General features: G+C 48.5%; 23 protein-coding genes. 14 read left to right on the top strand and 9 right to left on the bottom strand.

Features of this window, described 5'->3' with window-relative positions:
• Position 1: 1 nt before the first annotated feature.
• The 6 genes from DFP83_RS01610 to DFP83_RS01585 all read right to left on the bottom strand — a co-directional run bounded on the left by DFP83_RS01610 (position 2) and on the right by DFP83_RS01585 (position 6,070).
• Positions 2–454 (bottom strand): hypothetical protein, encoded by a 453-nt coding sequence (locus tag DFP83_RS01610; protein WP_110572505.1) that lies wholly within the window; start codon positions 452–454, stop codon positions 2–4.
• Between the two features lie 90 nt (positions 455–544).
• Positions 545–1,309: an SDR family oxidoreductase gene (locus tag DFP83_RS01605; protein WP_110572503.1), complete on the bottom strand. Its 765-nt coding sequence runs from the start codon at positions 1,307–1,309 to the stop codon at positions 545–547.
• An 11-nt stretch (positions 1,310–1,320) separates the two neighbouring features.
• Positions 1,321–2,217, bottom strand: coding sequence for a 3-hydroxyisobutyrate dehydrogenase (gene mmsB / locus DFP83_RS01600; protein ID WP_110572501.1), 897 nt, complete (start codon positions 2,215–2,217; stop codon positions 1,321–1,323).
• A gap of 29 nt (positions 2,218–2,246) precedes the next feature.
• Positions 2,247–3,383, bottom strand: coding sequence for an enoyl-CoA hydratase/isomerase family protein (locus DFP83_RS01595; RefSeq protein WP_110572499.1), 1,137 nt, complete (start codon positions 3,381–3,383; stop codon positions 2,247–2,249).
• Between the two features lie 9 nt (positions 3,384–3,392).
• Positions 3,393–4,550, bottom strand: coding sequence for an acyl-CoA dehydrogenase family protein (locus DFP83_RS01590; protein WP_110572497.1), 1,158 nt, complete (start codon positions 4,548–4,550; stop codon positions 3,393–3,395).
• 23 nt (positions 4,551–4,573) lie between these two features.
• Complete coding sequence (locus DFP83_RS01585; protein ID WP_110572495.1) at positions 4,574–6,070, bottom strand: CoA-acylating methylmalonate-semialdehyde dehydrogenase; 1,497 nt, start codon at positions 6,068–6,070, stop codon at positions 4,574–4,576.
• A gap of 66 nt (positions 6,071–6,136) precedes the next feature.
• Between DFP83_RS01585 and DFP83_RS01580 the strand changes: the two genes are divergently transcribed.
• Positions 6,137–7,000, top strand: coding sequence for an EamA family transporter (locus DFP83_RS01580; RefSeq protein WP_110572493.1), 864 nt, complete (start codon positions 6,137–6,139; stop codon positions 6,998–7,000).
• Between the two features lie 4 nt (positions 7,001–7,004).
• Here the strand turns inward: DFP83_RS01580 and DFP83_RS01575 are convergent, their stop codons facing one another.
• Positions 7,005–8,189 carry a thiolase family protein gene (locus tag DFP83_RS01575; RefSeq protein ID WP_110572491.1) on the bottom strand — a complete coding sequence of 395 codons (1,185 nt, stop codon included), beginning with the start codon at positions 8,187–8,189 and terminating at the stop codon, positions 7,005–7,007.
• 77 nt (positions 8,190–8,266) lie between these two features.
• On the opposite strand from DFP83_RS01575, the gene DFP83_RS01570 reads away from it, so the two are divergent.
• The 11 genes from DFP83_RS01570 (at position 8,267) to DFP83_RS01520 (ending at position 22,013) form a co-directional block, all read left to right on the top strand.
• Positions 8,267–8,689, top strand: a complete 423-nt coding sequence (locus DFP83_RS01570) for a MerR family transcriptional regulator (RefSeq protein WP_110572489.1) — start codon at positions 8,267–8,269, stop codon at positions 8,687–8,689.
• Positions 8,686–9,855: an isovaleryl-CoA dehydrogenase gene (locus DFP83_RS01565; RefSeq protein ID WP_110572487.1), complete on the top strand. Its 1,170-nt coding sequence runs from the start codon at positions 8,686–8,688 to the stop codon at positions 9,853–9,855. Before DFP83_RS01570 ends, DFP83_RS01565 begins: the two co-directional genes overlap by 4 nt.
• Positions 9,856–9,866: 11 nt before the next feature.
• Positions 9,867–11,474 (top strand): carboxyl transferase domain-containing protein, encoded by a 1,608-nt coding sequence (locus tag DFP83_RS01560; protein WP_110572485.1) that lies wholly within the window; start codon positions 9,867–9,869, stop codon positions 11,472–11,474.
• 11 nt (positions 11,475–11,485) lie between these two features.
• Positions 11,486–12,271, top strand: a complete 786-nt coding sequence (locus DFP83_RS01555) for an enoyl-CoA hydratase/isomerase family protein (protein ID WP_110572483.1) — start codon at positions 11,486–11,488, stop codon at positions 12,269–12,271.
• A gap of 11 nt (positions 12,272–12,282) precedes the next feature.
• On the top strand, positions 12,283–14,256 hold the full coding sequence (locus tag DFP83_RS01550; protein WP_110572481.1) for an acetyl-CoA carboxylase biotin carboxylase subunit: 1,974 nt from the start codon (positions 12,283–12,285) through the stop codon (positions 14,254–14,256).
• A 2-nt stretch (positions 14,257–14,258) separates the two neighbouring features.
• Entirely contained in the window at positions 14,259–15,173 is a 915-nt protein-coding gene (locus DFP83_RS01545; RefSeq protein WP_110572479.1) for a hydroxymethylglutaryl-CoA lyase, read from the top strand.
• Positions 15,174–15,178: 5 nt separating this feature from the next.
• The gene (locus tag DFP83_RS01540) at positions 15,179–17,125 is read left to right on the top strand and encodes an acetoacetate--CoA ligase (protein ID WP_110572478.1); all 1,947 of its coding nucleotides are present in this window, start codon (positions 15,179–15,181) and stop codon (positions 17,123–17,125) included.
• Between the two features lie 13 nt (positions 17,126–17,138).
• The gene (locus tag DFP83_RS01535; RefSeq protein WP_110572476.1) at positions 17,139–19,364 is read left to right on the top strand and encodes a putative bifunctional diguanylate cyclase/phosphodiesterase; all 2,226 of its coding nucleotides are present in this window, start codon (positions 17,139–17,141) and stop codon (positions 19,362–19,364) included.
• A gap of 14 nt (positions 19,365–19,378) precedes the next feature.
• Entirely contained in the window at positions 19,379–21,025 is a 1,647-nt protein-coding gene (locus DFP83_RS01530) for an electron transfer flavoprotein-ubiquinone oxidoreductase (protein ID WP_110572866.1), read from the top strand.
• 163 nt (positions 21,026–21,188) lie between these two features.
• A complete protein-coding gene (locus DFP83_RS01525) occupies positions 21,189–21,602 on the top strand; it encodes an H-NS histone family protein (protein ID WP_110572474.1) in 414 nt (137 codons plus the stop codon).
• 27 nt (positions 21,603–21,629) lie between these two features.
• Positions 21,630–22,013, top strand: coding sequence for a hypothetical protein (locus DFP83_RS01520; protein ID WP_110572472.1), 384 nt, complete (start codon positions 21,630–21,632; stop codon positions 22,011–22,013).
• Between the two features lie 19 nt (positions 22,014–22,032).
• Here DFP83_RS01520 and DFP83_RS01515 read toward each other — a convergent pair whose 3' ends face one another.
• Complete coding sequence (locus tag DFP83_RS01515) at positions 22,033–22,692, bottom strand: hypothetical protein (protein ID WP_110572470.1); 660 nt, start codon at positions 22,690–22,692, stop codon at positions 22,033–22,035.
• 219 nt (positions 22,693–22,911) lie between these two features.
• Here DFP83_RS01515 and tsaA point away from each other — a divergent pair, with 219 nt between their 5' ends.
• Positions 22,912–23,625, top strand: a complete 714-nt coding sequence (gene tsaA / locus DFP83_RS01510) for a tRNA (N6-threonylcarbamoyladenosine(37)-N6)-methyltransferase TrmO (protein ID WP_110572468.1) — start codon at positions 22,912–22,914, stop codon at positions 23,623–23,625.
• 74 nt (positions 23,626–23,699) lie between these two features.
• Positions 23,700–25,409: a proline--tRNA ligase gene (locus DFP83_RS01505; protein WP_110572466.1), complete on the top strand. Its 1,710-nt coding sequence runs from the start codon at positions 23,700–23,702 to the stop codon at positions 25,407–25,409.
• Positions 25,410–25,451: 42 nt separating this feature from the next.
• Here DFP83_RS01505 and gpt read toward each other — a convergent pair whose 3' ends face one another.
• The gene (gpt, locus tag DFP83_RS01500; protein ID WP_110572464.1) at positions 25,452–25,937 is read right to left on the bottom strand and encodes a xanthine phosphoribosyltransferase; all 486 of its coding nucleotides are present in this window, start codon (positions 25,935–25,937) and stop codon (positions 25,452–25,454) included.
• Positions 25,938–25,942: the final 5 nt, after the last annotated feature.

Below are 25,942 nucleotides of genomic sequence, written 5' to 3'. Positions count from 1 at the left end.
ATTATTTGTCTCCGCCCATGGCACCACTGAACTTATTGACCGCATCAATATACTTATCGCGCGGTAGCTCATGTGCCATCAAACCTAAAAATTCGCGCAAATGCGTTAGAATAATACTCACATTGAGTTGCTCACCGTTCGCAAACCTCAGCTTAAATGAGTGCCATAACGGCGAATAATCAACTTCGACAACATCTTGCCAGCGTTGTGTGCGAGGCCGCGACCACGCCTGTGTATAGCTCAATTCTGATTGTCTGAGCTTAATTTTTTTAAAGAACACTTCACCGGATAACTTAAATGCAAATACGACGCTCGCTAGGGCAACCAGTGTAGTCAGCAGTTGCGAGAATAAATCTTCAGGCCACTCGAGGTAAGCAAGCGCTAAGATACATAAGGCAAGCCAAATGGCGCAAATCGGAAGGGTTTTAAAGAGTAAAGGGTACGTCATCTTCATAGTTTAGCGTCTCTGTTAAGCAACCAAGCAATGAATACTATAACAGAGACGCGAAGCTATGAGCCACACAGGGGTGACTTTAGCGTTTAATTACAAACGGACACCGCCGTCAATTTCGACCACACGGCCACTGAAAAAGTCATTCTCGATGATATAACGTGCGCTATGAGCAATCTCATTGGGTTGCCCCCAACGCTTCAGCGGCACCATCGACAATGCGCGTTCGACAGCTTCTGGTTTCATCTGTGCCGTCATCGGTGTCTCGATAAAGCCAGGAGCAATAGCACCGCAGCGAATACCATAGCGACCCAACTCGCGTGCCCAAGTGACTGTCATGGCTACGACACCCGCTTTGGTAGCCGCATAGTTCGTTTGACCAATATTACCAGCACGTGCCACGCTTGAGATATTAATGATGACACCCTTTTTGCCGGCTTTAACCATCTGCGCTGCCGCTTCACGACCACACAAGAAGGTACCGGTCAGGTTAACGTCCAACACCGATTGGAACTGTTGCAACGGCATTTTCTGCTTAATTTCACCGTCTTTAAACTTAATCAACAAGCCATCACGTAATAAACCTGCGTTGTTGACCAGTACATCGATACCATCGAACTCTTGTTGGATTTGCTCAAATACCGTCTCGACAGACTCTTCATCGGTGATATCGACTTCGTAGCCGATCACTTTTTTCGCACCCAACTTCTCACAGGCTTCTTGTGCATCACCCAGTACATCACCATTGATATCAATCAATGCGAGTTGTGCGCCTTGCTTAGCAAAGTCCTCGGCCATCGCCAAGCCTAAACCTTGAGCACCACCTGTGATTACAATTACGCTATCTTTTACTTGCATGAACTGCCTCTTTATTTTTTCGTGATCGGTGTCAAATAATTAAAAATGCTTGAGAAATCTTGCCGACCATGACCTTGCTGCGACCACCCATGATAAAGATTACGGGTCAATGCGCCCATTGGTGTAGCGGCGCCGGATTTCAGTGCAGTTTGCTGGGCAAGCCCCAAGTCTTTACTCATCAGGTCAACCATAAAGCCGCCCTGATAATCATTACTTGATGGTACACCATCCATCACATCAGGGCATGGATTATATACTTCAAGGGTCCAGTTACGGCCAGAGCTTTGCAGCATGATTTCACTGAGCACTTTAGGATCCAAACCATTCGCCTTGCCGAGCTGTAATGCCTCAGAGGTGCCAACCATTAACACTGAAAGCAACATGTTGTTGCATATTTTAGCGATTTGCCCAGCACCCACATCACCCGCACGGAATACATTTTTGCCCATGTCATTCAGTACAGTGCGCGCACGATCAACGTTGGCTTCGGTACCACCACAGATAAACGTTAATGTACCTGCTTTTGCACCACCTACACCGCCAGAAACAGGTGCATCGATAAATGCGATACCCGCTTGCTGAAGTTGTTCACCGACGTAAATCGCCGCTTCAGATGAAATGGTACTGCAATCAATCACTAACTGCTTGTCCGTTAGGACGTGTACAAGGCCTTCATCGCCTAAGTAGACAGACTCAACATGATGATCAGCGGGTAACATGCTGACCACAACGTCTACGCCCTCAACCGCTTCGCGCGGGCTTGAACAGGCGCGTGCGCCCACGGCCTCAACCTGAGCCAATGCATCTTTCGATAAATCGAACGCGTTTACGTTATGGCCTGCTTTTGCCAAGTTCATGGCCATCGGGCCACCCATATTACCTAAACCGATAAATGCGACATTCGCCATGTTCGACTCCTTCTTGTTGTCGATAATTATTATTTTTTTACCAGCACGTGTTCAAGTTCGGCTAACGGATGTGTGCGTTCGCCCCAAGGCGGATCAAAGAAACCGTCAATCGCCTCCTCCGTCACGTCAGCGACATCCGTAAATTGCCACTTAGGTTGCTTGTCTTTATCAATTAATAAAGCACGGATACCCTCGGCAAAATCACCCCGTACGGCACAATTACACGACAGAGTGAGTTCGAATCGAAAACAGTCTGCAAGGGATAAGTCGGCACCGTGACGCGTTTGTTGCCACACCAAATGCGGTGTAATCGGACAACCGTGTTTGAGATTTTTTTGCGCTTTTTGGAACCATTTATCCTCTTCATCAGCAGCCAACACACGCTGTACCGCTTCGGTCACCGTCTGGGTATCCATCGCTTGCTGAATCGTTTCAATATGTGCTTCAACTTGAGGTGTCGGTAACGCCGTATCATCTTGCTCGGCGAACTGTTCCAGCATATCGGTCACTTTCTGGTGATTGAGTGCGCCCGTGTCGCCCCATTCGATACTTTGCAGTGCCTCAATCAATTGAGCTTTATGTTGATGGCCGACAAACTGGTCAGCTAAATTGAGGAATAACGCATCTGACGCATTCATTGTCGCGCCTGTCATACCTAAGAACGCGCCACAACCTTTCGGCATGCGGTTGAGAAAATAAGTAGCGCCGACATCAGGGTACAGACCGATAGTCACTTCGGGCATTGCTAACAAAGAGCGGTCGGTAACAATGCGGTGACTGGCACCATTCATCAAGCCCATACCGCCGCCCATTACGATACCGTCACCCCAGCAAATAATCGGCTTAGGGTAGGTTTGGATGGCATAGTCTAACTGATACTCGGTGGTGAAGAAGTTCTCAACCTCTGGAACTAACTGACCCGGCTCAGCTTGCATCGCTTTGTACATGGCAACAATGTCGCCACCTGCGCAAAAGGCCTTTTCACCGGCGCCTTGCAACCATATACAGGCTACATCTGGGTCATCAGCCCACGCCTGCAATTGTGGTAGTAAGGTCTCAGCCATCGCCAGACTCAGCGCATTTAATGATTTTTCAGAATTCAGAGTAGCAACGCCGATGACTTTGTCACCGGCGTTGATTGTTTCGATAATTACGGGAGTTTGCATCTCGACTCCTTACAGAATTTGGCGGTCGCTATCAGCTAGAATGCGACGCGCAATGATGAGTCGCATCACCTCGTTGGTGCCCTCAAGGATTTGGTGTACACGGACGTCACGCACATGACGTTCGAGTGGATACTCCTTGATATAACCATAGCCACCATGAATTTGCAGCGCTTCATTACACACTTGGAAACCAATGTCTGTCGCAAAACGCTTCGCCATCGCGCAATAGGTTGTTTTGTCAGGATCGTCATTATCCACTTTTGATGCGGCTAATCGGACCATTTGACGTGCAGCAACAAGCTCAGTGGCCATATCCGCCAGTTTAAACTGCAAGGCTTGGAAAGCAGCCAATGGTTTACCAAACTGACTGCGCTCGTGCATGTACGCAGATGCTGTTTCGAGTGCCGCCTGTGCAGTACCGACCGAGCACACTGCGATATTGATACGTCCACCATCAAGACCCATCATGGCAAACTTAAAGCCTTCGCCTTCTTCGCCTAACAGGTTTTTAGCTGGGATGCGCACATCTTCAAACGTGACTAAACGCGTTGGCTGGGCGTTCCAGCCCATTTTATCTTCTTTCTTGCCGTAGCTGATACCTTCCGCATCCGCTGGCACAACAAAAGCAGAAATACCCTTAGGACCAGCTTCTCCGGTGCGCGCCATGACAACCATGACATCGGTTGCACCCGCGCCAGAGATAAACATTTTTGAGCCGTTAAGCACGTACTCGTCGCCTTCTTTCTTAGCACTGGTACGCAAGCTTGCCGCATCGGAACCCGAGCCTGGCTCGGTTAAACAATAAGAGCCAAGCTTTTCACCGGTCACGAGCTCAGGCACCCACTCATCAATTACCGCTTGTTGACCAAATGAGCCAATCATCCAAGTGACCATATTGTGAATGGTCATCATTGCTGTGGTTGCCGTACAACCACCGGCTAATTGTTCGAAAATGAGCGCTGAGTCTAAGCGACTCATGCCAAAGCCGCCCGCCTCTTCTGGCGTATACATGCCCATAAAGCCCATTTCACCGGCCTTACGAAACACCTCAATTGGGAAATGCGCCTCTTCATCCCAGCGCGCCGCATTGGGTGCCAGCTCTTTGTCCGCAAATGCCTTTGCCGTATCGACAAAGGCTTGTTGGTCTTCAGTTAATTCAAAGTTCATGATAACTACCTTTAACTTATCAATTACTTAAGGTGAATAGACATGTTAGGTCCACTCGCCTCGATATCACTTTCGAACCAGCGTGCAGTCACGGTCTTGGTTTCGGTGTAGAAGCGAATCGCTTGCTTACCATAGGCATGCAAGTCACCAAAGAATGAACGTTTCCAGCCAGTAAATGAGAAAAACGGCAATGGCACCGGGATTGGAATATTAATCCCCACCTGACCTACGGTCACTTCATGTTGGTATTTACGCGCTGCCGCACCATTTGAGGTGAAGATCGACGTACCGTTACCGTATGGGTTGTTGTTAACCAGCGTCAGTGCATCATCCAAATCATCGACTTCCATCATGCTTAACACAGGACCAAAGACTTCTTTCTTGTAAATGTCCATATCTGCCGTGACTTCAGAGAAGACCGTCGGACCTACCCAGTTTCCATCAGGCAATCCTTCGACGGTGCAACCACGACCATCCACCAATAATTTAGCGCCTTCATTTTCGCCATCGGTGATCATTTGTTCGATGCGCGCTTTTGCTTGCGGACTAATCACAGGGCCATACGCAGCATTTTCATCGTTCCAAGCGCCCGGGCGTACCTTAGCAATAGCTTCAGCCACTTCTGGAATCCACTCCTTCGCGGCACCAACGAACACCGCGACCGAGATCGCCATACAACGTTGACCGGCCGCGCCGACCGAAGCACCCACCAAGTTGTTGATTACTTGCTGCTTATTCGCGTCTGGCATGATCACGCAATGGTTTTTAGCACCCGCAAAGGCTTGCACACGTTTACCGTTCTCGGTACCACGACGGTATATGTACTCAGCAACTGGTACAGAACCCACGAACGATAACGCATGAATTTCAGGGTGATCGAGTACAAAGTCGACTTGATCTTTGCCACCATGAATAACCTGCAACACGCCTTTAGGCGCGCCCGCTTGTTCAAATAACTCGACAAGCCGCGTAGGCGTTAATGGATCTTGTTCCGATGGTTTTAAGATGAAGGTATTGCCACAGGCAATCGCCATCGGGAACATCCACAATGGGATCATCGCAGGGAAGTTAAAAGGCGTAATACCCGCGCAAATACCGAGCGGTTGGATGTAGCTGTATGAATCAATAGAACGAGCAACATTTTCTACAGTTTCGCCCATCATGAGTGATGGGATATTCGCTGCTTGCTCAACCACCTCGATACCACGCCAAACGTCTCCTTTGGCATCTTCAAAGGTCTTACCCGTTTCTTGGGCCAAAATTTCAGCAATTTCTTCTTGATGTTCTTTTAATAATGCCTGATAGCGCATCATCACGCGTGCACGTTCAGAAACAGGCACTTCTTTCCACGTTTTAAAGGCTTCTCGTGCACTCGCAACTGCAGCTTCCATTTCGTCTTGAGTCGCGCACGGAGCTTCGGCAATCACTTCTTGAGTCGCCGGGTTGGTCACCGGAATCCAAGACTCAGTTTTTGAAGCGCGAAACTCTCCGTCGATATACAGAGGCACTTTTTTAGACATAACTCACCTTCTTGTTGTGTTATTTTATAAATCAAATTTTCATAATCATTAAAAGAGACTTATCGCGTGCCGCTTTTAATTCTTATTACGTTACTTTGGGCTGCAAGTTTCTCGCTTATCGGCGAATACCTTGCTGGCCAAGTCGATGGCTATTGGGTCGTGTTTATCCGCATGGTGCTTGCTTTACTCACTATCTTGCCGTTATTCAAATGGCGCAAGTTGCAAACGTACTCCGCTAAAACACTCACCCAACTTGCCGTAATTGGTGCCGTACAAATCGGCTTTATGTATTTATTCTTGTACCACGCGTTTCTTTATTTGAGTGTCGCAGAGGTGTTGTTGTTCACTATTTTCACCCCGTTATACATCACACTCATCGACGAAATTATTATCGGTCGTCGACGCCTACCTGTTGTTTGGTGGCTCGCCGCTGCGATATCAGTCGCGGGCGCTGCCGTTATTCGTTATCAAGGACTGAGCGCCGATTTCGTCATTGGCTTTGCGTTGATTCAAGCCGCCAATATCTGCTTTGCTGCCGGCCAAGTCGCCTATAAGCGCCTTGAACTTGGCTCAACCCAACATCAAGTACAACAGTTTGCTGCCTTTTTTGTCGGCGCCAGCATCGTGTCTGGCCTCGGTGTGTTGCTGTTCGGTAACCACCAAATGATGCCAAACACCTCATGGCAGTGGGGCATTTTGCTATGGCTCGGTATTGTTGCTTCCGGTCTTGGTTACCTTGGCTGGAATCTCGCCAGCAAATGGGTCAATACCGGACAATTGGCCGCCATGAACAATGCCCTAATTCCTGCTGGTATTCTTGTTAATGTCCTGTTCTGGCAACAAGATACCGATTGGCTAAGGTGGCTGCTGGGCGCGAGCTTGATTGTTGTCGCAGTTGTTTTGGCTTCGCGCCAGCAGATAAAACCTTAGTTTTTTACTCCATCATTTCAACAGCGAGAGCGACCGCTTCACCACCACCAATACACAGTGATGTGACGCCTCGTTTCTCGCCACGTTGTTTCAGTGCATGCAACAATGTCACAAGTAAACGCGCACCACTGGCGCCAATCGGGTGTCCGAGTGCACAGGCACCACCGTGCACATTGACGCGACTGGCATCCAACTTCATTTCGTTAATTGCAAGCATCGTGACCATGGCAAAGGCCTCGTTGATTTCCCATAAATCGACGTCTTCTTTGCTCCAGCCTACTTGCGTCAGCAACGCATCCATCGCACCAATCGGTGCCACGGTAAACTCAGCGGGTGCTTGTGAATGAGTGGCATGACCTTTAACGCGTGCAAGTGGTTTCAAACCGCGTTTGACCGCCTCGCTCTCACGCATCAATACCAATGCCGCTGCCCCATCGGAGATTGAGCTCGAGTTGGCCGCGGTAATGGTGCCATCCTTTTTAAAAGCCGGGCGCAATTGCGGGATCTTGTCGAGGCGTGCTTTACCCGGTTGCTCATCCGTATCAACCGTGACCTCACCTTTGCGCGTTGAGTATGTGAGCGGGGTAATTTCATTTTTGAAGTAACCCTTATCGATCGCGCTTTGCGCTTTTTGTAATGAGTTAATCGCGAAATCATCCATCGCATCGCGATCTAATCCATACTTGTCTGCGGTATCCTGAGCATAACAGCCCATGGCTTTACCTTCGTAGGCGTCTTCTAAGCCGTCGAGCATCATGTGATCAAACAACTGTCCATGACCCATACGGTAGCCGTTGCGCCCTTTATCCAGAAGATACGGTGCACGCGACATGCTCTCCATACCGCCCGCAATAACGACTTCGGCCGAACCGGCACGAATTAAGTCCGTTGCAAACATTGCTGCCTTTAAGCCCGAGCCACAGACTTTGTTAATCGTTGTAGCGCCTGTGCTTTGTGGTAAGCCCGCATAGAGCATCGCTTGACGCGCAGGCGCTTGACCTAATCCTGCTGGTAACACGTTGCCCATGATGACTTCTGAAATATCACTTTCTGTCAGGCCACTATGACCGAGTGCAGCTTTGATTGCAGCCGCCCCTAAATTAGGTGCACTGACTTCACTCAGGCTGCCTTGAAAGCCCCCCATTGCTGTCCGGTTTGCGGCAACAATTACGACCGAATCGTTTGACATCTTTCCTCCAATACCACTTTACGTTAACGTAAACTTCCTCTAAGCTTAGATCTTAGGTCAACTAAAAAGCAAGTCTGATGAGTAACAAAATCACTTATACGATCGGCGAATTGGCAAAACAATTTGACATTACGACCCGTTCTATCCGTTTTTACGAGGACGAAGGGCTATTGTCGCCGCGTCGCCAGGGTCAGCACCGAATTTACAATAATAAAGATCGTGTCCGCTTAAAACTCATACTACGCGGCAAGCGATTGGGTTTTTCATTGGCCGAAACACGGCGTCTATTCGAGTTGTATGACGCTGACAATAGTTCGGCCGCACAGCTTGAAAAAGTGCTTGAGTTAATTGCCGAGAAGAAAGCATCGCTCAAGCAACAAATGGAAGATATCAACGTATTACTGACAGAGCTCACTGGCCTCGAACAACGCTGCCAAGACGAGCTCGAATCAGTGCGAACGACAACCAAGAAAGTAGTCTCATCTCAGGAGTCATTATGATTACGCAATTTAATTCTTTTAACTTTGGCTTAGGCGAAACCGCGGATATGCTGCGTGAAGCAGTGAACGCCTTTGCGCGCGATGAAATTGCACCGCGTGCGGCTGAAATTGATGAAGCCAATGAGTTTCCAAGTGATTTGTGGCGTAAGCTCGGTGATATGGGTCTGTTGGGTCTGACCGTTGACGAGCAGTACGGTGGCTCTGGAATGGGTTACTTAGAACATGTCATCGCGATGGAAGAAATTAGCCGTGCTTCAGCATCGGTCGGATTGAGTTACGGTGCCCATTCTAACTTGTGCGTGAATCAAATCGCGCGTAACGGTAATGAAGAACAAAAACAAAAATACTTACCCAAGTTATGTACTGGCGAGCATGTCGGCGCGCTGGCGATGAGCGAACCTAATGCGGGTTCTGATGTGGTGAGCATGAAGCTTAAAGCCGAGAAAAAAGGCGACAAGTACGTGCTCAATGGCAATAAAATGTGGATCACCAATGGTCCAGATGCCGATGTCTTTGTCATCTACGCAAAAACAGACGCCGAAAAAGCATCACGCGGCATTACCGCTTTCATCGTTGAGAAGAATACCCCTGGGTTTAGCCAAGCACAGAAACTCGACAAGCTCGGGATGCGGGGTTCAAATACATGTGAGTTGGTATTTGAAGACGTCGAAGTACCAGCTGAGAATATTCTTGGCGAGTTCAATGGTGGCGTTGAAGTACTAATGAGTGGTCTCGATTACGAGCGTGCGGTGCTTGCCGCAGGTCCACTGGGCATTATGCAAGCTTGCTTGGATACCGTAGTGCCTTATATCCACGATCGCACTCAATTTGGCAAAGCAATCGGCGAGTTTCAGCTAGTACAAGGTAAAGTGGCCGACATGTACACGCGCACGAACGCTGCTCGCGCATATGTCTACGCCGTTGCTCAGTCCTGTGACCGCGGTGAAACGACCCGTAAAGACGCTGCCGGCGCTATCTTATATGCGGCTGAACTCGCCACTCAGTTAGCACTTGATGCAATTCAATTACTCGGTGGCAATGGCTATATCAACGAGTACCCAACAGGACGCCTACTGCGCGACGCTAAACTCTATGAAATCGGCGCGGGCACCTCAGAAATACGCCGTATGTTGATCGGTCGTGAGTTGTTCAACGAGTCCAAATAAAAGGAGACGCTGTGGCTATTCTCGCAAGCAAAGTGAACACCCGCGATGCGCAGTTCAAAGCGAACTATGAATCGATGCAAGCGGTCGTTGATGACGTAAACGCCAAGGTCGAGCAAATAAAGCAAGGCGGTGGTCCTAAATATCAGGAGCGCCACTTATCGCGCGGTAAACTATTACCGCGCCAACGCATTAATAAGTTACTTGATGCGGGCTCGCCATTTTTAGAAATTGGTCAGTTTGCGGCGTGGGACGTCTACGACGACTATGTACCGGCAGCGGGCGTTGTCGCTGGTATTGGTCGTGTCGAAGGCGTTGAATGTATGATTGTTGCCAACGACGCGACAGTAAAAGGCGGCACCTACTACCCGCTAACTGTAAAAAAACACTTACGTGCGCAAGAAATTGCCGAACGTTGCCATCTGCCCTGCATCTATTTAGTTGATTCGGGCGGCGCGAACTTGCCTCGACAAGATGATGTGTTCCCAGATAAAGACCACTTTGGTCGTATTTTCTTTAATCAAGCCAATATGTCGGCGAAGGGTATTCCACAAATCGCCGTGGTCATGGGTTTGTGTACGGCGGGTGGTGCTTATGTTCCGGCAATGGCCGATGAAAGTGTCATCGTAAAAGAGCAAGGCACCATCTTTTTAGCAGGTCCCCCCCTAGTTAAGGCAGCAACCGGTGAAGAAGTGAGTGCCGAGGAACTCGGTGGTGCCGACGTGCATACGCGTATTTCAGGCGTTGCCGACCACTTTGCTCACAACGACGAGCACGCTTTGGCGTTAGCGCGCCGTTCAGTTGCACGCTTAAACCGCCCTGCGCCGACCCAACTGGATCAGCGTGAAAGCAAGCCGCCGCGTTACGATGCAAAAGAACTCTATGGCATTGTTGGTACCGACCTTCGCAAGCCTTACGATGTCCATGAAGTGATTGCACGTGTGGTTGATGACTCTGATTTTGACGAGTTTAAAGCCAACTATGGCAATACCCTAGTAACCGGCTTTGCGCGCATTCACGGCTACCCCGTGGGTATCGTCGCCAATAACGGTATTCTCTTCTCTGAAAGCGCACAAAAAGGGGCTCACTTTATTGAGCTCTGTGCGCAACGAAAGATTCCTCTCGTATTTTTGCAAAACATCACCGGTTTTATGGTGGGTAAAAAGTACGAAGCCGAAGGTATCGCCAAACACGGCGCTAAAATGGTTATGGCCGTATCTTGCGCGAAAGTACCTAAATTTACCGTGCTCATTGGTGGCAGCTATGGTGCGGGTAACTATGGTATGTGCGGTCGCGCCTACGATCCGACACTGATGTTCATGTGGCCCAACGCACGTATTTCTGTGATGGGCGGAGAGCAAGCCGCAGGCGTAATGGCACAAGTCACTAAAGACAACCTCGCGCGCAAAGGTGAGCAATTAAGTGCTGACGATGAAGCGAAACTAAAGCAGCCCATCATCGAGCAATATGAGCAGCAAGGTCACCCGTATTATGCCTCAGGTCGCCTCTGGGACGATGGCATTATCGACCCAGCACAAACCCGCGATGTGCTCGGTTTAAGTATCGCCGCATCACTGAACGCACCGATTGAAGACAGCCAGTTCGGCGTATTCCGAATGTAAGGGGAACAGTCATGAGTGAATACACGGATTTTTCTATCGATCAGCGCGGCGTAGCGTGGTTAACATTGAATCGTCCAGAAGTGCATAATGCCTTTGATGATAAGATGATTGCCGAACTCGTAGCGGCATTAAATGAGGTTGAACACTCGACGCAAGCGCGCGTGTTGGTGTTACGCTCAAATGGCAAGAACTTCTCCGCCGGCGCCGATTTAAATTGGATGCGCTCCATGGCGGATAAAGATTATCAAGAGAACGTGGATGATGCTGCGGGTCTCGACCGCCTAATGAGTCAGCTTGACCAGTTAAGCAAGCCGACCATCGCTTTGGTACAAGGCGCCGCTTTTGGCGGTGCTGTCGGCCTAGCTGCGTGCTGCGATATCGTCTTAGCACAACCCAAAACCAGCTTCTGTTTGAGCGAAGTTAAAATTGGTCTGATTCCAGCCGTTATCAGCCCCTATGTGGTGCGTGTCATGGGTGAGCGTCAAGCACGGCGCTATATGCTCACCGCGGAGCGCTTCTTTGCCGACAAGGCACTGCAAGCCAGTTTGGTGACAGAGATTGTTGATGACTTTGATGATGCATTACCTGGCTTGCTCGATGCATTGCTGAATAATTCCCCTCAAGCATTGCAGTCGTGTAAGCGCCTTATTCGCGGGGTTGCACACCAGCCCACGGATCAGCAGGTACGCCAATTTACAATCGAAGAAATCGCCAAGATCCGGGTCTCAGACGAGGGCCAAGAAGGTCTCTCAGCATTCCTAGAAAAACGCGCACCGCAGTGGCAGAACAAAGGCTAACAGGATTATTTATGATTCAATCACTTCTTATTGCAAACCGTGGTGAAATCGCCTGTCGCGTTATCGAGACAGCACGCAAGATGGGTATTCGCACCATTGCGGTATACTCGGCCGCCGACACCCAAGCGCGTCATACGCAGTTGGCGGATGAAGCCTATTACATTGGCCCTGCCCCGAGTAATGAAAGTTATCTAAAAGCTGAAACAATTATCGAAGTCGCGAAATCCGCAGGAGCCGACGCTATTCACCCAGGTTACGGCTTTTTATCTGAAAATGAGTCGTTTGCTGAACTATGCCAGCAAAATGACATCATTTTTGTGGGGCCACCGGTATCGGCCATTGCCGCCATGGGATCCAAAAGCGCAGCTAAAGCGATTATGGATGAAGCGGGCGTGCCACTGGTGCCGGGCTATCATGGCAGTGAGCAAGACGAAGACACGCTATTTGAGAAAGCTCAGCAGGTTGGTTTCCCGCTCCTACTCAAAGCTGCATACGGCGGCGGTGGTAAAGGCATGCGCGTGGTCGAATCAGCACAAGACTTTAAAGCGGCATTGAAGTCGGCAAAACGTGAGGCAAAATCATCGTTCGGTAATGATAAGGTATTGTTTGAGCGTTTTATTCGTAATCCGCGTCACGTCGAAATTCAGGTATTCTGCGATCAGCATGGTAACGCAGTCTACCTTGCCGAACGTGATTGCTCAGTACAACGTCGTCACCAAAAAGTGATTGAGGAAGCCCCTGCCCCAGCATTGTCGGAAAAAACCCGTAAAGCGATGGGTGAAGCGGCGGTCAAAGCGGCGAAAGCAATCGATTATGTTGGCGCTGGCACGGTTGAGTTTTTGTATGATGCCAGTGGTGAATTCTTCTTCATGGAAATGAATACACGCTTACAGGTCGAACACCCGGTCACTGAGATGATTACCGGTTTAGACTTGGTCGAATGGCAGTTAATGGTCGCCGCGGGAGAGAGCCTTCCGTTAACTCAAGACGCGGTCAGCGTCAGCGGTCATGCGTTCGAAGCGCGTATTTATGCCGAAGATCCCGCTAACGACTTTTTACCCAGTACAGGAACCATCCGCCACCTTCGCACGCCAGCAGTCGATGCCGGCGTACGTATTGATACTGGCGTTGAGCAAGGTGATGAAATTTCCAGCTTTTACGATCCCATGATCGCTAAGCTTATCGTTTGGGATACGGACCGTGAACGCGCGCTACTGAAGTTGCAACGCGCGCTCAAACAATACCGTGTAACGGGTTTACACACTAATATCGACTTTTTACATCGGTTAGCCAGCCACCCTGCCTTCATGCGTATGGATCTCACCACTGAGTTTATCCAACAGCACGAACAATCGCTGTTCCCTGAGACGCAGCAAAGTTTAACTTGGGCACGTATCGAAGCGGCATTGTTTGATGTGCTGCAACGCCAAACACAGCATGCCACACAAACCAACCCGTGGGCTCATGCCACTGCACTGCGTCTTAACGAGGCGCCCGTGCATGTTGTGGAGTTCAGCGAAGGCGAGGAACTGAGTCGCGTTGAACTCGTGCAACGTGCAGAGGCGTTTCAAGTCGCACTCGATGACGATAATTTCAGTATTCATGCGAGCGTACAGGACGATACCCTCACGATTGCGGTGAACGGTCATCGCTATCAGCGCTACATCGCCAGCTCTGAGGACACTATCACGGTATTTAGTGAACAGGGACCCGTCACCCTGCACCGCCACAAAGTCGCCGATACCTTGGTCGACGATAACCACAGCGGTGGTTTGGTTGCACCAATGAACGGCACCATTACCGACGTTTTAGTCAGTCAAGGTGACAGGGTTGAAAAAGATCAGGCGTTGGTGATCATGGAAGCGATGAAGATGGAATACACCATCAAAGCGCATTGTGCCGGCGAAGTGACCGACGTATTCTTTGCGCAAGGCGACTTGGTGAGCGATGGTGATGAGCTCGTTGCTATCGCAGAAAAGGAGTAATTATGTTTGATCGTGAGGCGATGCCTAGGCAGGTAAATATCGTTGAAGTCGGCCCACGCGATGGCTTACAAAACGAGGTAGCGGTTCCGACCGCTGCCAAAGTTGAGCTGATTAACGCGTTATCAAAAACCGGCCTTCGCTACATTGAGAGTGCTAGCTTTGTTAGCCCCAAGTGGGTGCCTCAAATGGCCGATAGTAGCGAGATCATGCAGCAAATTGATCGCCAAAACGGTATTACTTATTCGGCTCTGACGCCCAACTTGAAAGGGCTCGAAAATGCCTTAGCGGTTAACACAGACGAGGTTGCTGTTTTTGGTGCTGCCTCAGAACAGTTCAGCCAACGCAATATCAACTGTTCTATCGACGAATCGCTCGAACGTTTTCGCCCGGTTATCGAGCAGGCACGCGCGGCGAACATACGCGTGCGAGGCTATGTTTCATGCGTGCTGGGCTGTCCATACCAGGGCGAAGTGCCACTTGAAGATGTGACTCGCGTGGCGCGCCAGCTCATCGAAATGGGCTGTTATGAAGTATCGCTCGGCGACACCATTGGTGTTGGCACTCCGCTTCAAGCGGCGCGGATGGTCAAAGCAGTGCTTGAGGTTGTCCCCGCTCATCAACTTGCCCTGCATTTTCACAATACCTACGGACAAGCGCTGGCTAATATCTTAGCTTGTTTGGAATTAGGCGTTAATACCATTGACAGTGCCGTTGCCGGTTTAGGTGGGTGCCCTTATGCCAAGGGCGCAAGCGGTAATGTCGCCACAGAAGATGTGGTATACATGCTAAACGGCATGGGCATTGATACCGGCGTTGATCTGGATGCACTCATCCGTGCGGGCGCAGACATATGTCATCACCTGGGGCATGGTCCTCGCTCACAGGTGGCACTCGCAGAACTGGCAAAAGAAGGATAATAACTATGGCAGCAGAACGACTTTGGCAACCGAATGCGGAGCAAATCGCTGAAGCACGTATGAGCGATTTCCTACAACAAATCAATGTTCATCATAATGCAGGTCTAGCGAATTACCATGACCTATACCAGTGGTCGATTGATAACGACGAAACATTTTGGTCGTTAATTTGGGACTATTTTGATGTCATTGGTGACAAGGGCGATGTGATTGTCCGTGATAAAAATAAGCTCCCCGGCGCCCAATGGTTCCCTGATGCCAAATTAAACTTTGCCGAAAACCTGCTGCGTCATAATGACACTCACAGTGCGCTGGTATTTCGCGGAGAAAACGGTGCGCGACAGGAGCTCAGCTATGAAGCGCTCTATCAACAGGTCGCACGCGCTGCACAGGCGTTAAAAACGCACGGTGTGGTCAGTGGTGACCGCGTCGCGGGAATGATGCCCAACTGTATTGAGACGATCGTCATGATGCTAGCGACCACCAGCTTAGGCGCTATCTGGTCATCGTGCTCACCCGACTTTGGGGTACAGGGCGTATTGGACCGCTTTGGTCAAATCGAACCCAAAGTACTGATCACAGTGGACGGCTACTATTACAACCAAAAGAATCTCAATATTAAAGATAAAGTGTCTGACATCGCCGCACAGCTAGATACCGTCGAGACGTTAGTACTGGTGAACTTTAGCGGTCAAACAGAGGTGATCGATGACGCGCGCTTAGTCCGCTACGAAGCCTTTCTCGATAATGATGCTAGCACCATCGATTTTGTCCGGAAGCCATTTAACCACCCTGTTTACATCATGTTCTCTTCAGGTACCACAGGGGTACCTAAATGTATCGTCCACGGCGCAGGCGGTACCTTGTTGCAGCATTACAAAGAGCATGGTTTACACACCGACTTAGACCGTGAAGACACCTTGTTCTATTTCACAACCTGCGGTTGGATGATGTGGAACTGGTTAGTCAGCGGTTTAGCCCTCGGTGCTAAATTGGTGCTGTTCGACGGTTCGCCTTTTGCGCCCAAACCCGAAGTTCTCTGGGATATTGCTGACGAAGAACATATCAGTGTCTTTGGTACCAGTGCCAAGTATTTATCCGCACTCGAGAAAGCCGATGTTAAACCACGTGAGTCACACGACCTAAAGGCACTGCGCAGCATCCTGACCACAGGTTCGGTGTTACCGCCTGAGAGTTTTGACTACGTCTACCGTGATATTAAGACCGATCTTTGCTTATCATCGATTTCGGGTGGCACCGATATCGTCTCATGCTTTGCTTTAGGCTGCCCTATCTTGCCGGTATATCGTGGTGAGCTGCAATGCCGCGGCTTAGGCTTAGCCGTTAACGTATATAACGATCAGGGCGAACCCGTCAAAGCACAAAAAGGTGAGCTCGTGTGCGAAAACTCGTTCCCGAATATGCCGGTTGGCTTTTGGGGCGACGACGATGGACAGCGCTATTTTAATGCATATTTCGCCCGCTTCGACAATATTTGGGCACATGGCGATTTTGCTGAGTTAACCACACACGATGGCGTCATTATCTATGGACGCTCAGATGCGGTATTAAACCCAGGCGGTGTACGTATTGGTACTGCGGAAATATATCGTCAAGTCGAAAAAGTCGATGCGGTACTCGAAAGTATTGCGATTGGTCAACAGTGGGATGATGACGAACGTGTTGTACTTTTTGTTCGTCTACGTGACGGTGTTGAACTCGATGAAGCGCTGGTGAAAACCATTAAACAAACGATTCGTGCAAATGCTACCCCTAGACACGTGCCTGCGGTTATATTACAAGTGAACGATATTCCAAGAACCATCAGTGGTAAGATTGTTGAACTAGCAGTGCGCAATGTGGTTCATGGGCAGCCAGTAAAAAATACTGATGCATTGGCCAACCCAGATGCGCTCAACGAGTTTAAGGATCGTCCAGAACTCAGTCGTTAAGAGAGTCTAATTCATGCGTTTAAAGCTTATTGCGGGTGCCAAGCAAGCCCTTGTCACAGTGCTGACAGGTATACTGATCTCGCTCATCGCGTTCTCTTACGTGCGCTATCTCGAGAATCAGGAAGCCCAAGAAGCGCTTGAAAATGAAGCGTATAACATACAACGCGAAATTAGACAGAGTTTGGTGGCGCATTTATTCGCCACCGAACTATTTGCGCGCGAGTTGAAGCAAAGTCAACAAAGTCTTGATCAACGCTGGATCGATGACGCTAGTATTATCTCACTTTATTATCAAAGCATTACATCAATGGTGTGGCTGTCTCCCGACCTAATCATTGAAAAGTATTACCCCCCTAGCCGCCAAGCGCAGCTACTCGGCACCCCCTTTAAAAATTCCGAACTCATCAAGGTGCTCCCACAGTCGCAAGGTAATCAACACGCGATGATTGGTAGCGCCGGTAATTTGGGACGCATCGGTAGCGACATCGTAATGTTTTCTCGCATAGAGGGATATGAGCGACAGGGTTTTCTGGGTCTTGTAATTAGCTTACAAGACTTGCTCAATGATATTATTCGTCAAAATATTAGTGAAGGATATCAAGTCGCCATCAGTCGTGATGCTCAGACTTTGTATCAATTCGCAGGCGATGTTTCGCTACGCGAGCCATGGTCAGTGAATCGAACATTGCAATTGTTGGGGTCAAAATGGCAACTGCATGTCTGGATGACGCCGAAGCGTTTGGCCGACGAACGTGATGGACTTGCCCTGACCTTGTTGTTTACAGGGTTATTTATTACCGCGATGCTCACATTGGTGTTTTATATCTTGGCACAGAGCCGATATAAAGCGCAGCAATTAGCCGACGCCAATATTGAACTTTATTCGGAGATAGACGAGCGAGAGAGGGTCGAGAAAGAAATCGCATACTTGGCTGAGCATGATTCATTGACACGTCTGATCAATCGTAACGCACTCATGCGGATCCTCTCGGAGTGGCTTAACGATGAGGCAGAAAACGGCTTAACAACGATTTTATTTATCGATTTAGATCGCTTTAAAGAAGTCAACGATGCGCTAGGCCATACTGTCGGGGATGAGCTGATTAAACGCGTTGCCCGTCGGATCAAAAAGCTTGCACCTAAAGATTCAGTGCTCGCGCGCTCAGGTGGCGATGAATTTTTGTTAGCACTACCTCGATCGCCTTCACGCAAGCAGGTACTTACGCTAACGGAACAAATGCTACAAGCATTGGATGCGCATTTTTACGTTGATGAATATGAATTATTCATCAGTGCCTCAATCGGTATCGCCTTTGCCGAAGATGCTGACAACAATCCTGAATATTTAATTCGAAATGCTGATACAGCGCTCTATCAAGCGAAGGACAAGGGTCGTAACACTTATCATATTTATAGCCAAGCGGTGCATCGCGATTTAGCCAAAAAACTCGAAATGGTCAAGCAGCTGCGCCATGCTGTAGAGCAAGAATCGCTCGAAGTGTATTACCAACCTAAAGTTGAGCTTCTTGGTCACCGAATTATTGGCTTAGAAGCCCTTGTACGCTGGGTAAAAGAAGACGGCACAGTGATTGGTCCCGATCAATTTATCCCGGTTGCTGAAGATACCGGTTTGATCATTCCGCTATCAGAATACGTCATGCGCACCGCCTGCCATCAGCTTAAAAGATGGCATGAGATGGGCTTTAGTGAACTGACCATGGCAATTAATATCTCGGGTAAGCAGCTACACCTACCCGATTTAGTCGAAACTATCGTAGATAACGTCAATGAAGCGCGCTTATCACCGCGTTTTATTGAACTGGAACTGACAGAACAAGTCTTTATTGAGAATATCCAATCGCACACCAACTTTATGCACTCGGTACGTGAGCACGGTATGTCGCTCGCTATCGACGACTTTGGGGTCGGTTACTCGTCGCTGTCATATCTTAAGAACTTTCCAGTAACGTCATTAAAAATTGACCGTTCATTCGTTAAGGATCTGCCTGATAATGAAGATGATGCGGTCATCGTACAAACGATTATTAACTTAGCCAAAAACCTAAATATCCAGCTGGTCGCTGAAGGGATTGAGACCAGTGAACAGGTCGAGTTTTTATTAAGTCGTGACTGCGGCATAGGTCAAGGTTATCTATTTAGTCGCCCAGTACCGGCGGAAGAAATCACACAGCTATTGCAAAACTATCAAGGGTTGATGCCAATTGATATCGGCTCTTGATTATGGAGGTTAACGTGGAACGCGAAAGTATGGACTTTGATGTCGTCATCGTAGGTGCGGGTCCCTCGGGACTAGCAGCTGCATGCCGACTTGGACAGCTTGCTCAAGAAAATGAGCAGGAACTGATGATCTGTGTTGTCGAGAAGGGAGCCGATATTGGCGCTCACATCTTATCCGGTGCGGTATTTGAACCTCGTGCAATGAACGAATTGTTTCCTGACTGGAAAGAGCGAGGCGCGCCGCTAAATACTGCAGTCACTAAAGATGAGATCCTGTTACTTAAAGACCAACATAGCAGTCGTCAATTACCTCATATTGCGGTTCCTAAAACCTTTCATAATGAAGGTAATTATATCGTCAGTATGGGCAACATCTGTCGTTGGCTCGCCGAGCAAGCAGAAAGCCTAGGCATCGAGATCTTCCCGGGTTTCGCTGCGAGCGAACTGATTAAAAATGACGACGGCAGTGTTGGTGGTGTTATAACCGGAGACATGGGCGTAGCCAAAGACGGCTCAGAGAAAGATGGTTATATGCCGGGCATGGAGCTGCGCGCCAAATATACGCTGTTTGCAGAGGGTTGCCGAGGTCATCTTGGTAAGCAATTAATGCAGCAGTTTGAGTTGGATAAAGACGCCACACCGCAACACTATGGCATTGGCTTTAAAGAAATCTGGGATGTTCCTGCTGAACAACATGAACCTGGCAAAGTAGTGCATACCGCGGGCTGGCCGCTTGATGAAAATGGCTCAGGTGGTGGCTATTTATACCACGCGGATGACGGTCAGGTGTATGTCGGTTTAATTATCGATTTAAACTACAAAAACCCGTACCTAAACCCATTTCAAGAGTTCCAACGCTTTAAAACGCATCCTGCTATAAAGGCGGTGTTGGAGAATGGTAAGCGTGTCACATATGGCGCTCGTGCCATCGCTAAAGGTGGTTACTATTCGCTACCTAAAATGACATTTCCTGGTGGCATTTTATTGGGTTGCAATGCAGGTACGCTTAATTTTTCAAAAATTAAGGGTAACCACACTGCGATGAAATCGGGGATGTTAGCCGCTGAATCAGTTTTTAAGGCGATATCCGAGGGTCAGCAGCACAGTGATCTTGATTCATACAAAGTCGCCTTCGAAAACTCGTGGGTATTTGATGAACTCTATCGCTCTCGTAACTTTGGCGGAGCAGTTCACAAACTGGGTACCGTCTTGGGTGGCGCCTATAACACACTCGATCAAAATTATTTTGGTGGTAAGTTACCATTTAAATTTAAAGAGTGGACGCCCGATTACAAATGCACCGAAAAAGCGAATAATTATCAACCGATTGAATATCCAAAACCCGATAATAAAATCACCTTTGATCGGTTATCTTCGGTGTTTTTATCTAATACTAACCATGCAGAAGACCAACCTTGTCACTTGCAACTAAAAGATGCCGATATTCCGCTTACAGTCAACTTACCAGAGTATGCGGAACCTGCGCAGCGTTACTGTCCTGCGGGCGTCTACGAAGTGGTCGAAGAAGATGGTAAAGATGTATTTAAAATTAATGCACAGAACTGTATTCACTGTAAAACCTGTGACATTAAAGATCCGAGCCAAAATATTACTTGGGTTGTACCAGAAGGGGGCGGCGGACCAACCTACCCCAATATGTAAATTATGCGTAAAAAAGGCGAGCTCAGCTCGCCTTTTTTGATGTTTGTAAATAAACCTATAATCCAATTGTAATATATCTCGTATTTAGACTTTACTTATAGAATTGTGCGTGAGATTTATTTTATAAAAGCTAACGCAAATAATTAATTATTGGAGAACGCCCATGAGTGAATTTATTAATATCATTACGCACGAACGTCGTTTAAATGCCGCTTTAAAAGAATTAGATCTGAATGAGCTTCACGAGATTAAAACAAAACTCGACAATGTCATCAGCAAACGTGAAGAAGAAGCGCTAGAGCAAGAAAAAGCGCTTGAAGAAAAACGTGAAAAAATTGCAGAATTAAAACGTAGCATGCAAGAAGCAGGCATCGATATTTCTGACATTTTAGAGGATGAAATTGGTGGTGATAAGTTAGCCTCACCAAAACGTAAACGCGCACCTAAGCCACCTAAATACGAATTCAAAGATGAAAATGGCGACACTAAAACATGGACAGGCCAAGGTCGCATGCCAAAAGCATTACAAAACGCCATTGACAATGGTCGTTCATTAGAGGAATTTTTGATAAAGTAAGAAAAATAATTCACTAGGAGACGTTCGTTGTTCTATCGCACATTATTAGCCACAGCCTGCTGCGGCACTTTATTAATGGGATGTTCATCTGTTCAATGGCCGATGGGCTCAGGTGACACAGTAGAGACGACCGACGTTTCCACCACTGAGGTTGAGCTACGGACACAGCCGTTTAGCTCGTCATCGGCGTTTAAGTTGCTGAGTGTTGTCACAGGTGACAGTTGTCAGCTTGGTTTTGAGGAACCTGCGGCTTCTGCAAGCGACGCTCAGCATGCGCTGCGCGAAGATGCTGCTCGCTTTGGCGCGACCCATGTCTTTGGTTTGCAATGCTTTAATCTTCCGACAGACGCAAGCTCGCGCTGCTATACCTCAGTCAGTTGTTTTGGTCAGGCAGCGGCACCTAAACGGTAACCGCTGCTGACCCATCGCTTTAATTAAGTTCTTTAAAGTCGAGTGTAATATCACCTACGCCGACTTCTGCCTTAACCCGATACTCGCCGCTACCTGCAAGCTCGCTCTCGGAAGTCATCAATACACGCTCGCTGTGCGAATCGCCTCGCACTGAACCGCGGATACGGGTGTCACCGATTCCTGCCTCGGCTTTGACTTTATCCACATCACTGCCATGAAACATAAGGTCGATTTCGCCCACGCCGACTTCAAAGGTTGCATTCGTGGTATATACATCACCTGACATTTCACCCACGCCTAAATCGGCATCGATACTACGCATTTTAGGTAATGTGACACGCCAAGTGACCTCAACTTCTTCATCATCTGGCTCAATACTCAACTCGAGTTCGTCACCGTGTTGGTCTGCCTCAAGGTGCACACGATTGATATCGCCACCTCCGTAGAAAAAGCTGTCTTCACTGGCTTCAATCACCAACTCAACCTCCACAACGCGCGAGTTGATATCGCCTTTAACAAACTCAACGGTCCCTACTGCTGCTTCAATGTTTAGCGTAGTCTCTGACGATACGTTGAACGTGTGCGAGCGCTTAACAACGTCTTGAGCACATGCAGCGGAGGTCACTGTAAGTCCACCTACCAAACAAATCGCTATTGGCCACACTTTATTTTTCATCATGTTGGTTCCCTTTCTATGCTATTTTTATCGTTGACGGTCCTAACAACGTGGTCGCGTCGAATTAAACAGTTATCCTGTAGTTAAGATTTAGCAAAGCCTGTGCCAACAGAGTTTTTTACTTTAAATACAGCAAGTTATAAAAAATACGTTGGTTTAACAGAGGATAAGTTCTTCAATCGATAACAACTATTTAGTTAAATTCACTAATAGTTAACGGAAATGACAAATAGCCAAATGCCTTTTACCATTGCCCACATCCATACCCCTTATCCCGAAAAGTTCAGTGTGCCTCGCCAACCCGGGCTTGCCACGCATGCCGAGGGCATCATTAGGCCCTGCGGTGACTACGATCATGCCGCGGCGTTCAAGGGTATAGAACAACACAGCCACCTATGGCTGTTGTTTGAGTTTCATCACAACAGCAGCGCGACTTGGCAGGCCCAAGTTCGCCCCCCTCGCCTAGGCGGTAACCAGAAGCTCGGGGTATTTGCGACACGCTCGCCGTTCCGACCAAACAACATTGGACTTTCTGCTGTAAAGCTTTTAGCGGTTAAACATGAGCCCTACTTTCATTTAGTCGTCGCGGGCGCCGATTTAGTTGACGGCACACCGATTATTGATATCAAACCCTATATCCCCTATTGCGATGCAATTGACGATGCCACCAGCGCATTGGCCCCAGAAGCGCCTGCTCCGAGCTTATCTGTGACGTTCAGTGCGAGTGCAGATGATTTCATTACACAGTGCAACGATAGCTACCCACAGCTGCGCGATCTCATCCAAGAGCTGCTCTGCTTCGACGCTCGGCCTGCCTATAAAAAACAAAAGACCGATAGTAAGATGTATGCCAGTCGACTTTATGATTTAGATATTCATTGGCATGTGCGAGACGACCAAGTCACGGTTGAAAAAATTGTCAGCTATTGTCGGTAAAAGGCTTTGTTGCTTGCAGATAGGCTGTTAAACTTCCCCCGATTTTGTTTAACTGACATAGAGATTGTTTGACCATGCGCAGCAGTCAATATTTGCTATCTACATTAAAAGAAACGCCTTCTGATGCTGAAATTGTCAGCCATCAGCTTATGCTGCGAGCCGGCATGATCCGAAAAGTGGCAGCGGGACTCTACACCTGGACACCAACAGGTCTGCGTGTACTTAAAAAAGTTGAGCGTGTAGTACGTGAAGAAATGGAACGTATCAACGCACTTGAGATCTTAATGCCGATGGTTCAACCTGCTGACTTATGGCAGGAGTCTGGACGCTGGGATGATTACGGCCCTGAACTGTTGCGTATTAAAGACCGCAATGAGCGCGATTTCTTACTCGGCCCCACTCACGAAGAAATTATCAGTGAACTGGTGCGCAAAGAAGTCAGCAGCTATAAGCAATTACCGCTTACATTATTTCAAATTCAAACCAAGTTCCGTGACGAAATTCGCCCACGTTTTGGCGTGATGCGTGCACGTGAGTTCATGATGAAAGATGCTTACTCTTTCCATTTAACCGATGAATCACTGCAACAAGCCTATGATGAGATGTATGACGCTTATTGTCGTATCTTCCAACGTCTCGGTTTGGACTTTAGACCGGTTATCGCCGATACCGGAACAATCGGCGGACATGCTTCACATGAGTTTCATGTATTGGCAGGCTCAGGCGAAGATGCGATTGCCTTCTCTGATGGTTCTGACTATGCAGCCAACGTTGAGATGGCCGAAGCGCTCGCTCCTTCTGGTGAGCGCGCAGCACCGAGCCAAGACAAGCAAGTTAATGATGTGACAGGCCACGAAGTGAGTGCATTTCTTCAGCCATTGGCCGTTGATGCGCAACAAGCTGTGCAATGTACACTGGTGAAAGCCAGTGATGATGTTGAGTCTGAAGCCGTGATGCTGGTTTGGCGAGCTGACCATGAACTCAACACCATTAAAGCAGAAAAGTTACCGCAAGTAGCTACACCATTACAGGTGCTTGATAGTGAGAAACTGATGGGCTGTCACGCAGCCTTCATTGGTCCTGTTAACGCATCAATGCCGGTAATCGTTGATCGCAGCGCGGCCGCTCTTGCAGACTTTGCCTGCGGTGCAAACAAACAAGGTCAGTGGCTCACGGGCGTAAACTGGGACCGTGATGCGAGTATTTCAGCAGTTGAAGATATTCGTAACGTGGTGACTGGCGATCCAAGTCCATGTGGCAAAGGTACCTTGCAAATAGCTCGCGGTATCGAAGTGGGTCATATCTTCCAGCTAGGTAAGAAATACAGCAACGCCATGAAAGTGGGCGTGTTGTCAGAAACGGGCAAGCACGAGACCTTAACGATGGGCTGTTACGGTATCGGTGTTTCGCGTGTTGTCGCTGCAGCGATTGAGCAATTTCACGATGACCGCGGTATCAACTGGCCAACGGAGCTCGCTCCATTTGAAGTAGCCATTGTACCGATGAATATGCATAAATCTGCACGCGTACAAAAAGTAGCTAATGACCTCTATCAACAGCTACGCGATGCGGGCTTTGATGTGCTATTCGATGACCGCAAAGAACGTCCAGGTGTGATGTTTACCGATATGGAACTTATCGGCGTGCCGCATCAAATTGTCATTGGTGAGCGTAACCTCGACGAAGAAATGGTCGAGTACCAATCGCGCAGCGACCGTGACAAGCAAAAAATGCCGATTACAGATGTGTTAGGGTTTTTAAACCAGACACTACGCAACGCATAAAAGCCTACAAAAAACCCCGCAGACGCGGGGTTTTTTATGTTCTTAGCTTTCTTGACCCGCCAATGGCTCAATGTAATGCAAGTGCATATCCCACGGAAAGTGGATCCAAGTCTCTTGCTCGAGATCGGCCACATAATCATCAACTAAGTCAATGCCAGCCGGTTTGGCATAAACCGTAATAAATTTTGCTTTAGGTAGACGCTTACGCAAGAACTTTAATGTGTTACCCGTATCGACCAAATCGTCTACAACCAGAAAGCCTTCGCCGTCTTCGGTCGCTGATACGTCTTTTAGCAACGCCAAGTCATCTTTTTGCTGATCGTGCGCATAAGAACTCACCGCCACACAATCAACGGTGCGAAGGTTAAGCTCACGCGCGATGATCGCTGCGGGCACCAAACCACCGCGGCTGACCGCGATCACGCCCTTATATTGCTCAGCGGGTAACTGACGGTGCGCCAGCTCACGTGTAGCGCGGTGTAGTTCTTCCCAAGAAACAAAAAACTCTCTATTTGAGTGCCAACCCATAATCT

The sequence above is a fragment of the Idiomarina fontislapidosi genome, from assembly GCF_003226255.1.
In the GTDB taxonomy this organism is placed as follows: Bacteria; Pseudomonadota; Gammaproteobacteria; order Enterobacterales; family Alteromonadaceae; genus Idiomarina; species Idiomarina fontislapidosi.
The sequence above is the reverse complement of the archived record's forward strand: the minus strand, read 5'-3'. Positions and strand labels throughout refer to the sequence as shown.